10 protein-coding genes and 1 pseudogene are annotated in these 13,135 nt (G+C 72.3%); 3 read left to right on the top strand and 8 right to left on the bottom strand.

From position 1 onward, the window contains the following. Positions 1-27: 27 nt before the first annotated feature. Positions 28-1,541, top strand: a pseudogene (locus OG866_RS24545) (cellulase family glycosylhydrolase). A gap of 37 nt (positions 1,542-1,578) precedes the next feature. On the opposite strand, the gene OG866_RS24550 reads toward OG866_RS24545, so the two are convergent. Then, complete coding sequence (locus tag OG866_RS24550) at positions 1,579-2,001, bottom strand: winged helix-turn-helix transcriptional regulator (protein WP_329337833.1); 423 nt, start codon at positions 1,999-2,001, stop codon at positions 1,579-1,581. 66 nt (positions 2,002-2,067) lie between these two features. On the opposite strand from OG866_RS24550, the gene OG866_RS24555 reads away from it, so the two are divergent. Further along, the gene (locus OG866_RS24555) at positions 2,068-3,003 is read left to right on the top strand and encodes an NADP-dependent oxidoreductase (RefSeq protein ID WP_329337835.1); all 936 of its coding nucleotides are present in this window, start codon (positions 2,068-2,070) and stop codon (positions 3,001-3,003) included. Between the two features lie 68 nt (positions 3,004-3,071). On the opposite strand, the gene serC is transcribed toward OG866_RS24555, so the two are convergent. The 7 genes from serC to OG866_RS24590 form a co-directional block, all read right to left on the bottom strand. Next, positions 3,072-4,190 (bottom strand): phosphoserine transaminase, encoded by a 1,119-nt coding sequence (serC, locus tag OG866_RS24560; RefSeq protein WP_329337836.1) that lies wholly within the window; start codon positions 4,188-4,190, stop codon positions 3,072-3,074. Positions 4,191-4,277: 87 nt separating this feature from the next. After that, on the bottom strand, positions 4,278-5,540 hold the full coding sequence (locus OG866_RS24565) for a cytochrome P450 family protein (RefSeq protein WP_329337839.1): 1,263 nt from the start codon (positions 5,538-5,540) through the stop codon (positions 4,278-4,280). A gap of 46 nt (positions 5,541-5,586) precedes the next feature. Then, positions 5,587-6,792 carry a cytochrome P450 gene (locus tag OG866_RS24570; protein WP_329337841.1) on the bottom strand — a complete coding sequence of 402 codons (1,206 nt, stop codon included), beginning with the start codon at positions 6,790-6,792 and terminating at the stop codon, positions 5,587-5,589. After that, positions 6,789-7,427, bottom strand: a complete 639-nt coding sequence (locus OG866_RS24575; protein WP_329337843.1) for a GTP-binding protein — start codon at positions 7,425-7,427, stop codon at positions 6,789-6,791. Before OG866_RS24575 ends, OG866_RS24570 begins: the two co-directional genes overlap by 4 nt. After that, entirely contained in the window at positions 7,408-7,755 is a 348-nt protein-coding gene (locus OG866_RS24580; protein WP_329337845.1) for a DUF742 domain-containing protein, read from the bottom strand. Before OG866_RS24580 ends, OG866_RS24575 begins: the two co-directional genes overlap by 20 nt. Then, positions 7,752-8,159 (bottom strand): roadblock/LC7 domain-containing protein, encoded by a 408-nt coding sequence (locus tag OG866_RS24585; protein WP_329337846.1) that lies wholly within the window; start codon positions 8,157-8,159, stop codon positions 7,752-7,754. Before OG866_RS24585 ends, OG866_RS24580 begins: the two co-directional genes overlap by 4 nt. Next, complete coding sequence (locus tag OG866_RS24590; protein ID WP_329337848.1) at positions 8,156-9,958, bottom strand: sensor histidine kinase; 1,803 nt, start codon at positions 9,956-9,958, stop codon at positions 8,156-8,158. The genes OG866_RS24585 and OG866_RS24590 overlap by 4 nt, the downstream gene beginning before the upstream one ends. 215 nt (positions 9,959-10,173) lie before the next feature. Between OG866_RS24590 and OG866_RS24595 the strand changes: the two genes are divergently transcribed. Next, a complete protein-coding gene (locus OG866_RS24595) occupies positions 10,174-13,086 on the top strand; it encodes an FAD-binding and (Fe-S)-binding domain-containing protein (RefSeq protein ID WP_329337850.1) in 2,913 nt (970 codons plus the stop codon). Positions 13,087-13,135: the final 49 nt, after the last annotated feature.

Consider the following 13,135-nt stretch of genomic DNA (forward strand, 5'->3'; position numbering starts at 1 on the left):
CCCGTATCCCCGAGAGAAGGCAGCGACATGTTCCGCACCTTGCGAAGAGCGTTGTGCGCGGCGGCGCTTCTGTTACCGCTTCTGGCCGGTGTGCAGCCGGCGGCTCAGGCGGCCGAGGCCGCGGCGGGTGCCGGCTACTGGCATACCAGTGGCCGGCAGATCCTGGACAAGGACGGGCAGGCGGTCCGGGTCGCCGGGATCAACTGGTTCGGCTTCGAGACCAGCAACCAGGTCGTCCACGGCCTCTGGTCCCGCGACTACAAGTCCATGATCGACCAGATGAAATCGCTGGGATACAACACCATCCGCATCCCGTACAGCGACGACATCCTCAAGTCGGGGGCCGTCCCCAACAGCATCGACTTCAGCAGCGGCAAGAACGCCGACCTCCAGGGGCTCAACTCCCTGGGCGTGCTGGACAAGATCGTCGCGTACGCCGGACACGACGGCCTCAAGGTCATCCTCGACCGGCATCGCCCTGACTCCGGCGGCCAGTCCGCGCTCTGGTACACCTCCGCGGTGCCGGAGTCGACCTGGATCGCCAACCTCAAGGCCCTGGCCACCCGTTACCTCGGCCAGGACACCGTCGTGGGCATCGACCTGCACAACGAGCCCCATGACCCCGCCTGTTGGGGCTGCGGCGACACGGCCACGGACTGGCGGCTCGCCGCCCAGCGGGCCGGCAACGCGGTGCTCTCCGTCAACCCCGACCTGCTGATCTTCGTCGAGGGCGTGCAGACCTTCAACGGTGTCTCCGGCTGGTGGGGCGGCACCTGATGGGCGTCGGCCAGTACCCGGTGAACCTGAACGTCGCCAACCGGGTCGTCTACTCCGCCCACGACTACGCCACGAGCGTCGCCCAGCAGAGCTGGTTCAGCGATCCGTCCTTCCCCGCGAACATGCCGGGGATCTGGGACAAGTACTGGGGTTACATCTTCAAGCAGAACATCGCCCCGGTGTGGGTGGGGGAGTTCGGTACGACGCTCCAGTCGACCGTGGACCAGAAGTGGCTGGCGGCGCTGGTCTCGTATCTGCGGCCGACCTCGACCTACGGGTCGGACTCCTTCCACTGGACCTTCTGGTCGTGGAACCCCAACTCCGGTGACACCGGCGGGATCCTGAAGGACGACTGGCAGACCGTGGACACCGTGAAGGACGGGTATCTGGCGAGCATCAAGGCACCGGGCTTCCCGAGCGGCGGGGGCGGTCCCACCGATCCCGGCGATCCCGGCGGGGGCACCGCGGCCTGCACCGCCGCCTACACCGTCAGCAGTGACTGGGGCGGCGGCTTCAACGCCGAGGTGAAGGTCACCAACTCCGGCACCACCGCGCTGAGTTCCTGGAAGGTGACCTGGACCTGGAGTGGCTCCCAGAAGATCACCAACATGTGGAACGCGTCCTACACGCAGTCCGGGGCGACGGTCACCGCGACCAACGCCGCGCACAACGGGGCGGTGGCCGTGGGAGGTTCGGCGAGCTTCGGGTTCGGCGGTGCCCCCGGGGGCGGGGGTGTGCCGACGGTGAGCTGCACGGCGACCTGAGCGGCGGGGCGCCCGGCCCGGTGGGTGCCGGGCGCCCTCACCGTCGTACGGGAAGGGGATCGGGCTCGGCCTCGGCGCGTTCGTCGAACTGGCGGCGGGCCGCGCGGATGGTGTCGATGTTGGCCTGCGACCAGTCGGTGATGTGCTGGATCAGGGCGCCCACCTCCCGGCCGAGGCCGGTCAGTCGGTACTCCACGCGCGGGGGGATCGTCGGGTAGACCGTGCGGGCCAGCAGGCCCTCGCGTTCCAGGGAGCGCAGGGTCGAGGTCAGTACCTTCTGGGTCACGCCGTCCAGGCGGCGGCGCAGCTCGGTGAAGCGCATCGGGCTGCCGTCCTCCAGGGCCACCAGCACCAGCATGGTCCACTTGCTCGCGATCACCTCCAGCACGGCACGGGTGGGGCAGTCGCGCAGGAAGACGTCCACGCCGCCGTGTTCTCTGAGGTCGAAGCCGGTATCCATGAGGAACCTCGATACCAGAGAAGTGCCTTCTTCCGCGCGGGGATTGCGGCGGCCGAGGATGAGCGCATGAACCGTATGCATGCCATCGTCCAGTCCGCGTTCGGCGGCCCCGAGGTACTGACGTATGCCGAGACCGACGTGCCCGAGCCCGGGCCCGGTGAGGTGCTGGTGCGGGTCGGGGGTGCCGGGGTGAACCCCGGGGACACGGTGTTGCGGTCCGGGCGGGTGCCGGAGCTGGTGACCCTGCCGTGGACGCCGGGCAACGACGTGGCCGGGGTCGTGGAGCGGGTCGGGGAGGGCGTGACGCGGTTCGGGGCCGGGGACGAGGTGTACGGGCTGCTGCCGCTCTCCCCGCGCGGGGCGTACGCCGAGTACACCGCCGTACCGGCCGCCGTGCTGGCGCCGAAGCCCAAGAACCTCGGCCTGGCGGAGGCCGCCGCCGTGCCGCTGGTCGCGGTCACCGCCTGGACGGCCCTGTCCGTCCTTGCCCGGGTGCGGCCCGGCGACCGGGTGCTGATCCACGCGGCGGCCGGTGGGGTGGGGCATGTCGCGGTGCAGCTGGCCAAGGAGCTGGGCGCGTTTGTCGTCGGTACGGCACGGGAGGCCAAGCACGCCTGGCTGCGGGAGCTCGGCGCCGACGAGGTGATCGACTACACGGCCGTGGACTTCCGGGACGCGGTGGCGCCGGTGGACGTGGTGCTGGACCTGGTCGGGGGCGCGTACGGGCAGCGGTCGCTGGATGTGCTGCGGCCCGGCGGGCTGCTCGTGGGCGCGGCGATCGACCCGGGGGTCGATGAGGGGCAGGCCGCCGAGCGCGGGCTGCGCTATGTGTGGGTGACCGCCGAGCCCGCGGGCGAGCTGCTGTCGGAGATCACCGAGCGGATCGAGGCGGGGCGGCTGCGGGTGACGGTCGAGCGGACCTATCCGCTGGCGGAGGCCGCCGCGGCACACCGGGCGATCGAGGAGAAGCGGACGACCGGCAAGCTCGTGCTGGTGCCGTGACGGACGGACGAGATAAGGGCGCCCGGTTCGTCACCGGGCGCCCTTCATCGTCGTACGACTGCTGTGACTTACAGCTTCTCGATCACGTAGTCGATGCACTTCGTCAGCGCCTCGACGTCCGCCGGGTCGATCGCCGGGAACATCGCGACGCGGAGCTGGTTGCGGCCGAGCTTGCGGTAGGGCTCGGTGTCGACGATGCCGTTGGCGCGCAGGACCTTGGCGATCGCGGCGGCGTCGATCTCGTCGGCGAAGTCGATCGTGCCGATGACCTGCGAGCGCTTGGCGGCGTCGGTGACGAACGGGCTCGCGTACTTGCTCTCCTCGGCCCAGGTGTACAGGCGCGTCGAGGAGTCCTTCGTACGGGCCGTCGACCACGCCAGACCACCCTGGCCGTTGATCCACTCCAGCTGCTGGTTGAGCAGGAAGAGGGTGGCGAGGGCCGGGGTGTTGTACGTCTGGTTCTTGCGGGAGTTGTCGATCGCCGTCGGCAGCGAGAAGAACTCCGGGACGTGGCGGCCGGACGCGTGGACGCGCTCGGCGCGCTCGATCGCGGCCGGGGAGAAGACGCCGATCCACAGGCCGCCGTCGGAGGCGAAGGATTTCTGCGGGGCGAAGTAGTAGACGTCGGTCTCGGCGATGTCGACCGGGAGGCCGCCGGCGCCGGAGGTGGCGTCGACCAGGACCAGCGAGCCCTCGTCGGCACCGGCCACGCGCTTGATCGGGGCGGCGACACCGGTGGAGGTCTCGTTGTGCGTGAAGGCGTAGACGTCGACGCCCGCCTCGGCCTGCGGCTCCGGGTGGGTGCCCGGGTCGGAGGCGATGACGGTGGGCTCGGCCAGCCAGGGAGCGAGCTTGGCCGCCTTGGCGAACTTCGAGCTGAACTCGCCGAAGTTCAGGTGCTGCGACTTGTTCTCGATCAGACCGTGGGTCGCGACGTCCCAGAACGCGGTGGAGCCGCCGTTGCCGAGGATCACCTCGTAGCCCTCGGGGAGCGAGAACAGCTCGGAGATCCCCTCGCGCACCGCGCCGACCAGGTTCTTGACCGGGGCCTGGCGGTGGGAGGTGCCGAGCAGGGAGGTACCGGTCGCGGCGAGGGCGTCCAGCGCCTCGACACGCACCTTGGAGGGGCCCGCGCCGAAACGTCCGTCGGCGGGCTTGATGTCAGCGGGAATCTGGATCTCAGCCACGAGCCGGAGCGTATCTCCTCGGTGAAACCGGACGGAAACGTGTCCGTTCGATGAGACGACGCCGCCGGCTCGTGGACTTGTCGGGATCTACGACTCCTGCGGTGCCGTCAGCCGTACCGGCAGCTCGAAGAGGTCGTTCTGGGTCACCACCGGCTTGTTGCGGAGTTCCGTCGCCGGGACCGCCAGGTCGAGGGCCGGGAAGCGGGCGTAGAGGGCCGGGAGGGCCACGCCCGCCTCCAGACGGGAGAGGGCGGCGCCGGGGCAGACGTGCGGGCCGTGGCCGAAGCTGATGTGGCGGTTCGGGGAGGTCCGGGTGATGTCGAACTCGCCCGCCGTGGGGCCGTGGGCCTGCTCGTCGCGGCCGATCGCGGCGTACGACACGATCAGCGCGTCGCCCGCCGGGAGGGTCTGGTCGCCGACCTGGACGTCCTCCGTCGCGAAGCGGATCAGGACGTGGGAGGTGGGGGTGGAGTGGCGGAGCGTTTCTTCGACGACCGAGGACCAGTCGACCTCGCCCGCGAGGACCAGGGCGCGCTGGACCGGGTGGAGTGACAGCTGGACCACCGCGTTGACGATGAGCGAGATCGTCGTCTCGTGGCCGGCCGCGACCATCAGCTGGAGGGTGGAGACGATCTCCTCGTCGGTGAGGTGGTCGCCGTTCTCGGAGGCCTGGATGAGGGCCGAGGTGAGGTCGTCGCCGGGCTCGGCGCGCTTGGCGGCCACCGTCTCCGCCATGATGCCCGCCAGCTCCATCAGCGTGGCGATGACCTCCTGGGGCGGCGTCTGCGTCGAGAAGAACTTCTCGAACAGCTCCTTCAGGCGGGGGAGCTTCGACTCGGCCAGGCCCATGAGGTCGGCGATGACGTACATGGGCAGGGGGTAGGCGAAGGCCGCCTTGAGGTCGACGGTGTCGCCGCTGTCGCCGCTGTCCAGGCCGTCGAGGAGCTTCTCGGTGAGCGCCGTGATCCGCTCCCGCATCTCCTCCACCCGGCGCGGGGTGAGCGCCTGGGCGACCAGGGTGCGCATCCGGCGGTGGTCGGCGCCGTCGACGGTGAGCATCGAGCGGCCCGGGTTGGCGAGGCCGATCAGCGGCCAGTCCGCGGGGATCTCGCCGCGCTGCCAGGCGCCCCAGACGTTGATGTCCTTCACCAGCCGGGGGTCGGTGAGCAGGGCCTTCGCCTCGGCGTGGTGGGTGACCGCCCAGACGGGGACGCCGCCGGGCAGCTCCACGGCGGCCAGCGGACCGGCCGCGCGCAGCCGCGCGCTCTCCCCGTCCAGGTCGGTGACGAAGGGGTCGAGGGCTATGCGGGTCTGTTCCGGGGCAGGGGTCTGTTCCGGGTCGGTGGTCATAGGGGTGTCTCCAGACGGACGGCGTGAGTGAGGGCAGGCGTGGGGCTCAGCGCGCCGGTACGGGTGTGAAGCGGACCGGCAGTGCGGACAGGCCCCGCAGCCAGGGCGAGGGGCGGCGCGTCAGGGTGTCGGCGGGGACCGCGAGGTCGATGTCGGGCAGGCGGTCCAGGACGACCTCGATGCCGGTCCGCGCGATGACCTCGGCGACCTCCTGCGCGGGGAAGGGGCACCGGTGCTCGCCGTGTCCGAAGGAGAAGTGCGCGCTGTTGCCGCCGGTGAGCGTGGAGCCGTCGGTGCGCACCTGCGGGTCGGAGTTGGCGCCCTGGAGGCCGAGCAGCAGCAGGTCTCCGGCGCGGACCCGGCGCCCGCCGAGCTGGGTGTCGCGGGACGCCCAGCGCCCGGCCACGTTCTGGGTGGGCGTGTCCTCCCACAGGACCTCGTTCATGGCGTCGGCGACGCTGTTGCGGCCGCCGAACAGGGAGGCCGCGAACCGGCTGTCGGTCAGCATCAGCCGCAGCGAGTTGCCGATCCAGTCGGCGGTGGGCTGGTGCCCGGCCGCCATCATCACCATCAGGTCCTGGGCGATCTCCTCGTCCGTGAACCCGCTGCGGTTCGCGAGCATGCGGGAGACGACGTCGTCGGCGGGCTGGGCGCGCCGGTCGGCGAGGAGCTGGAACATCGAGGTGGCCAGATGGGTCTGGCCCGCGATGGCCCGCTCCCGGCCGTCGATCATGTCGTTCAGTGCGGTGACCAGGCCCGGGCCCTGCTCGTCGGAGAAGCCGTAGAGGCGGGCCAGGACCCGTACCGGCAGCAGCATCGCGTAGTTGCCGATGATGTCCGTCTCGCCCTCGGCGCACACCGCGTCGAGCAGCTCGTCGGCGAACCGCTCGGCATAGGCGCGCAGTTCGGCGGGGCTCACCGCCTCCAGCGCCTCGCTGATCATCGCGGCGCGCTCACGGTGGCGCTCGCCGACGGTGTAGAGGATCGACGGCTGCTTGCGGCCGATCATCGGCAGCAGCGGCCAGTCGTCGGGGATGCGGTCCCACTGGTTCCACAGCTCGGAGTCCCGGCTGAACAGCACCGGGTCACCGGTGACCTGGTGCAGCTCGCGGTAGCCGAGCACCAGCCAGGCCGGTATGTCACCGTCGAGCACGACCGGCGTCACGGCACCGTGGTCGCGCCGCATCTCCCGGTACAGCTGCGCCGGTTCGGTCTGGAACCTGGGGCCGCCGAGGGGTACGGGAGCGGTCACCGGGTCAACTCCTGTTCGAGGACGGGGGCTTGGTGGGCGTATGTGTTCTTGACGTGCTCGACCAGGGTGATCAGCACCTGCTTGCCGGAGGCCCGGGAGCGGGCGTCGCAGTCGAGCAGCGGGATGTGCGGGTCGAGGTCGAGGGCCTCGCGGATCTGCTGCGGGGCGTAGGCGGGGCCGCCGAAGTCGTTGCAGGCCACGATGAACGGCGTGCCGTGGTGTTCGAGCCGGTCGATGGCGTACCAACTGTCGTCGATACGGCGGGTGTCGACGAGGACGACCGCGCCGAGCGTCCCGGAGAACAGCCGGTCCCACAGGAACCAGAACCGCTCCTGGCCGGGGGCGCCGAAGAGGTACAGCACATTGCGGGCGTCGAGCGTGATCCGGCCGAAGTCGAAGGCGACGGTGGTCGCCTTCTTGTCCCGGACCTCGCTGATGTCGTCGAGGTGCTCGCCGGCCCGGGTCATCGTCTCCTCGGTGTTGAGGGGACGTATCTCGCTGACCGAGCGGACGAGGGTGGTCTTGCCGACGCCGAAACCGCCGACGACGACGATCTTGAGGCCGTTGTCGGCGGTGGCACCCAGGGGGGTGCGAGCGGCTGCCTCGGAGGCTGCTTCAGAGGTTGCGGAGTCCAACGAGCACCTGTTCCAGGACGTCGGGATCGGGGACGGCGGCCTTGCGGGGGTGGCGGGCGCTGACGCGGCCCGCCGCGAGGAGGTCGCCGAGCAGGATCTTGGTGATGCTCACCGGCAGCTTCAGCTCGGCCGCCAACTCGACGACCGCCGTGGGCAGTTGGGTCAGCTTCAGGATCGCCGCGTGCTCCGACTGCATGCCGGTGGTCGGATCGCACTCGGCGACCACGAGCGTCACCAGGTCGAAGGGGCTGTCCGGAGTGGCGTGCGCGCGGCCACCGGTGAGGGTGTACAGACGGTCGGGTGAGTCGTCCCTGCCGGGGCGGCTCATGACGACCGGGGCTGCGCGGTGAGATGGGCGCCGAGCTGTTCGACGAGCTCGCTCATGTTGTGCCCGACGAGACCGGCGTCCGCCTCCTCGGTCGTGACGACGGCCAGATGAGCGCCCTCACCGGCCTCGACGATGAAGAGGACGCCGCCGTAGAACTCGGTCATCGCCGACCGCACGCCTCCGGTGCCGTCCCCGAACTCCACGGAGGCGCCCTGCGACAGGGCCTGGATGCCGGCGGCGATCGCGGCGAGCTGGTCGGCCTGGTCGACGGTGAGTTCCGGCGTCCGGCACAACTTCAGTCCGTCCCGAGAGAGGACGAGCGCGTGCCGCGCGCCCGGGGTGCGCTCCAGGAGGCCCTCGATGAGCCAGGTGAGCTTCTCGTCGGCGGTGGTCGTGCCGGTCATGACGTGGGGTCGCCTTCCGGGGTGGGGTGTGCGGTGGACGGGGTGGACGGTTCGGGGGTCGCTTCGCGGACCTCTTCGCGCGCCTCTTCGCGGCTCTCTTCGGCCGGAGTGGCGGGGTCGCTCTGGTCGGAGAGCGAGCCGCGCACGGCTTGGCGGAAGCTGCTGAAGCGGATGGCGCGGGTGGGGGTGTCGTCGGTAGGGGCGCCGGGCGCGCCAGGGGCGCCGGGGGCGGTGCTCGCGTTGGGCCTGGCGTGTCCGCCGGACCCGGGGGCGCCGGTGGACCCGGTGGGCCCACTGGACCCGGCGGTCTCGGCGGCACGCGCGCGGAGCCGTTCCCGCTGCTCCCGCTCGGCCTCGGCGAGGGCGCGGCCCCGGCGGCGCTTGGGCAGGCCGTCGGGGAGCCCCTCTGACCGGCTTTCGGACCGGCCTGTGGGCAGGTCGTCGGGGAGGGTGGCGGCGCTGTGGCGGGGGGACTCGTGGGTGGGGACCGGGTCGGGGGCGGGGGCGGACGGCGTGTGCGGGGCCGCCTCCGTCCCCGTGCTCGGGTCCGGTCCGGCGGCGTCGCCCCGTACCTCCGTACCTTCCACCGACTCCGCGGTCTCCGCCGTCACCGCCGTCTCCGTCTGCGGAAGCGTCAGTGCCCCCGGCGGGCGGGCGGCCAGTTGTTCCGGTACGAGGATGTCCTGCGGTACGAGGACCAGGACGCCGGTGCCGCCACGGGCCGAGGGACGGAAGGAGACCGTGAGCCCGTACTTGCGGGACAGGCGGCCCACGACGGCGAGGCCGAGACGGGTGCCGGTGAGGCCGCCGAGTTCGGCGTCGTCGCCGGACACGGCCCGTTCGGCGCGCCGGAGTTGGACGTCGCCCATGACCAGGCCGCTGTCCTCGACGGAGACGATGACACCGGCCGGGACCTCCTCGACGTACACGTGTACCTCGGCGGTCGGGGGTGAGAAGTTCGCGGCGTTGTCGAGGAGTTCGGCGAGCGCGTGCATCACGCCTTCGGCGGCGTGCCCGGCGACGGCGGCCTCGCAGGCGGAGTGCACCCGCACCCGCCGGTAGCCGCTGATGCGGCCCATCGCGCCGCGCAGGATCGACTCCATGGCGATGGGCCGGGCCCAACGGCGGCCCGAGCGCGCGCCGGTGAGGACGGCGACGGAGTCGGCGAGCCGGCTGGCCTGGGCGGTGCGGTGGTCGAGGTGGAGGAGGTCGGCGAGGACGTCCTCGTCGTCGTGCCGCTCCTCCATGGCGCGCAGGTCGGCGAGCATCCCGGTGGCCAGCGCCTGCATCCGGCTCGCCGCGTTGGCGGTGGCGGACAGGGCGGTGGAGCGTTCCTGCTCGGCGCGCCGGGCGCGCTCGGTCAGGCGGGCGTTCGCGGCGGTGAGCCGGGCGCGCTCGTCCTCCAACTCGGCGGTGAGCCGGGCGCGTTCCTCGGCGAGCTCGGTGGTGTGCCGGACCCGCTCATGGGTGAGCTCCTCGGTCAGCTGCACCCGTTCCTGGTCGAACTCCGTGCTCTGCCGGGCCCGGTCCTGCAACAGCCGCCCGGCGTCGAGGGTGACGGCCTCCAGGCGGCGGCGGGTGATCCGGGCGTTCTGCAGGGCGTGGACGGCCACGGCGACGGCCGTGGTCAGCAGCAGGGCGCCGATGCCGGTGCCGAGGGCGAGCGGGACGCGCTCCGACTCCGGCGCCCGGGCCACCGCGCCGGCGACCGCGAGCGCGGCGAGCACGGCGGTGAGCAGCGGGGCGGGCAGGAGGGTACGGGCGGTGGGTCGTTCGCCGGGCAGGCTGGGGGCGGTCATGAGTCGGGTCCTTGGTAGGGGGCCGCTGTCTGTTCCTGGGCGAGAAGCGACACCTGTCGCTCAATAGGCGGTCACTATATGAGAGTTGGTGATCAAATTGGGAAGGTTCTGGAGGCGTTCACAGGTTCCGGTGACGCGGGGTGACGGCGCATCAGTCGGCGCACGGTCACGGTCGGTGTGCCGTCACTGTCAGTGGTCGGATGCATGCTTGAGCCATGACGGATCTCGAGTCGGCGCTGCGGGCGGCCGTCCGGGGTGAGGTCGGCTTCGACGTCACGTCCCGGGCGCTGATGACCATGGACGCGTCCAACTACCGGAGGGTCCCGCTGGGTGTCGTGGCACCCAGGGACGCCGACGACGTGGCGGCGGCCCTTGAGGTGTGCCGGGAGCACGGCGTGCCGGTGGTGCCGCGCGGCGGCGGCACGTCGATCGCCGGTCAGGCCACCGGCACCGGGGTGGTGCTGGACCTCACCCGCCACATGAACCGCCTGCTCTCCCTGGACCCCGGGTCCCGTACGGCCGTCGTCCAGCCGGGCCTCGTCCTGGACCGCCTCCAGGACGCCGCCGCGCCGCACGGCCTGCGTTTCGGCCCCGACCCCTCCACCCACAGCCGCTGCACGCTCGGCGGGATGATCGGCAACAACTCCTGCGGCTCGCACTCGGTGGCCTGGGGCACGACCGCGGACAGCGTCCGGGAGCTGGACGTGATCACCGCGCGCGGGCGGCGGCTGAGGCTCGGGCAGGACTGGGCCGGCGCCCCGGACGGCCTGCGCGACCTGGTGTCGGGCGACCTGGCCCGTCTGCGCACGGGCTTCCCCGCCCTCCCTCGCCGCATCTCGGGCTACGCGCTGGACGCGCTGCTGCCGGAGAACGGCGCCGACGTCGCCCGCGCCTTCTGCGGCAGCGAGGGCACCCTCGGGGTGCTGACCCAGGCGGTGGTCCGGCTGGTGGAGGCCCCCCGCGCGCGTGCGCTGGCCGTGCTGGGGTACGTGGACGAGGGCGCGGCCGCCGAGGCCGCCGCCGGGCTGCTGCCCCACCACCCCCTGACCGTGGAGGGCATGGCGGCCGACCTGGTGCCCTCGGTGGCCGCGCTGCCGCGGGGCGGGGCCTGGCTGTTCGTGGAGACGGGCGGAGACACCGAGGCCGAGGCACGCGCGCGTGCGCAGACCGTCGTGCGTGCGGCGGACGTCGTGGACGCGCTGGTGATGACCGACCCGGCCGGGCAGCGGGCGTTGTGGCGCATCCGGGAGGACGCGTCCGGCACGGCGACGCGTATGCCGGACGGCTCCGAGGCCTGGCCCGGCTGGGAGGACTGCGCGGTGCCGCCACCCCGACTGGGCGCGTATCTACGGGACTTCAGAAGCCTCCTCACCGACCACGGGCTGCGCGGGACGCCGTACGGCCACTTCGGCGACGGCTGCATCCACGTCCGCATCGACTTCGACCTGCTCACCGACCGGGGCGTCGCCGGTTTCCGCCGCTTCTCGGAGGAGCTCGCCGACCTGGTGGTGGCGTACGGCGGCTCGCTGTCCGGGGAGCACGGCGACGGACAGGCGCGGGCCGAGCTGCTGCCGCGGATGTACGGCGCCGAGCTGGTGTCCCTCTTCGAGCGGGTTAAGGGCGTCTGGGACCCCGACGACCTCCTCAACCCCGGCATGCTGGTCCGCCCGGCCCCCCTGGACGCCAACCTCCGCTTCTCCGTCCTCCCGCGCGAGCCGGTCGACGTGGCCTTCGGCTACCCCGCCGACGACGGCGACTTCTCGGCGGCGGTCCGTCGCTGCGTGGGCGTCGCCAAGTGCCGTACGACATCCGTGGCGGCAGCGGGCGTCATGTGCCCCTCGTTCCGGGCGACCGGCGAGGAGGCGCACTCCACGCGCGGGCGCGCCCGGCTGCTGCACGAGATGCTCGCGGGCGAGGTGGTCACCGACGGCTGGCGCTCGGAGGAGGTGCGCGAGGCGCTCGACCTGTGCCTGTCCTGCAAGGGATGCCGGTCGGACTGCCCGGTCGGGGTGGACATGGCCACGTACAAGGCGGAGTTCCTCCACCACCACTACGCCGGCCGCCGCAGGCCGCCCGCCCACTACACGATGGGCCGGCTCCCGATGTGGCTGCGCGCGGTGGCCCGTACGCACACCGCATGGCTGGTCAACGCCCTGGCGGCCGTACGGCCGTTTGCGGGGGCGGCGAAGCGGCTGGGCGGGATCGCGCCGGAGCGGCAGATTCCACGGCTGGCGGGGGAGACGTTCACCCGCTGGTGGGCGAAGCGGGACACGGCCGACAGCGGGGCCAGGGGTGAGGTGGCCGCCCGCCGGGCGGGGCGTACCGGTGCCGGCGCCTCGGTGGTGTTGTGGCCGGACACCTTCACCGAGCATCTGTCCCCCGAGGTGGGGCAGGCGGCCGTCCGGGTCCTGGAGGCGGCGGGCCTGTCCCTGATCCTGCCGCCCACCCTGCGCCCCTCACCCGCCTTCGCCCCGCTCACGGCCCGCCGCGGCCGGGTCTGCTGCGGGCTGACGTACGTCTCCACCGGCCAACTCGACCGCGCCCGTACGGTCATGCGCCGCACCCTCGACCTGATGGCACCGGTGCTGGCGACGGACCTGCCGGTCGTCGTCCTGGAGCCCAGCTGCGCGGCGGCCCTCCGCACGGACCTGCCCGAACTCCTCCACGACGACCCGCGCGCGGCCGTGCTGTCGTCCCGTGTCCTCACCTTCGCCGAGGCACTGGAACGGCTGGCCCCCGGCTGGACGCCTCCGCGGGTCGACCGCCCGGCGGCCGGCCAGACCCACTGCCACCAGCACGCGGTCCTGGGCGACACCGCGGACCGCCGGCTGCGCGAAGCGGCGGGCCTGGAAGGCGACCTGGCCGGCGGCTGCTGCGGCCTCGCGGGCAACTTCGGCTTCGAGGCGGGGCACTTCGAGGTGTCGCGGGCCTGCGCGGAGGACCAGTTGCTGCCGGCGGTCCGCGACGCGCCCGACGGCGCGGCGATCCTGGCGGACGGCTACTCCTGCCGGACCCAGCTGGAACAGCTGGCGGGGGTGCGGGGGCGGCATCTGGCGGAGGTGCTGGCGGAGGCGCTGGAAACGGATGAGAACCCCGGAGAGAGGCCGGGAGAGAGGCCGGGGGTCTGACGGCCGGCGTCGGGCTGACGCGGCACATGATCTATAGCCTGGTGGGCTC

Origin of the sequence: Streptomyces sp. NBC_00663, assembly GCF_036226885.1 — a bacterium.
GTDB lineage: Bacteria > Actinomycetota > Actinomycetes > Streptomycetales > Streptomycetaceae > Streptomyces.

What these genes read in the sequence shown, in the direction of transcription:
- OG866_RS24550 (WP_329337833.1), bottom strand. Translation starts at nt 2,001, where the DNA reads ATGGATACCGGCTTCGACCTCAGAGAACACGGCGGCGTGGACGTCTTC.
- OG866_RS24590 (WP_329337848.1), bottom strand. Translation starts at nt 9,958, where the DNA reads ATGACCGCCCCCAGCCTGCCCGGCGAACGACCCACCGCCCGTACCCTC.
- OG866_RS24595 (WP_329337850.1), top strand. Translation starts at nt 10,174, where the DNA reads ATGACGGATCTCGAGTCGGCGCTGCGGGCGGCCGTCCGGGGTGAGGTC.
- OG866_RS24565 (WP_329337839.1), bottom strand. Translation starts at nt 5,540, where the DNA reads ATGACCACCGACCCGGAACAGACCCCTGCCCCGGAACAGACCCGCATA.
- OG866_RS24585 (WP_329337846.1), bottom strand. Translation starts at nt 8,159, where the DNA reads ATGACCGGCACGACCACCGCCGACGAGAAGCTCACCTGGCTCATCGAG.
- OG866_RS24580 (WP_329337845.1), bottom strand. Translation starts at nt 7,755, where the DNA reads ATGAGCCGCCCCGGCAGGGACGACTCACCCGACCGTCTGTACACCCTC.
- OG866_RS24555 (WP_329337835.1), top strand. Translation starts at nt 2,068, where the DNA reads ATGAACCGTATGCATGCCATCGTCCAGTCCGCGTTCGGCGGCCCCGAG.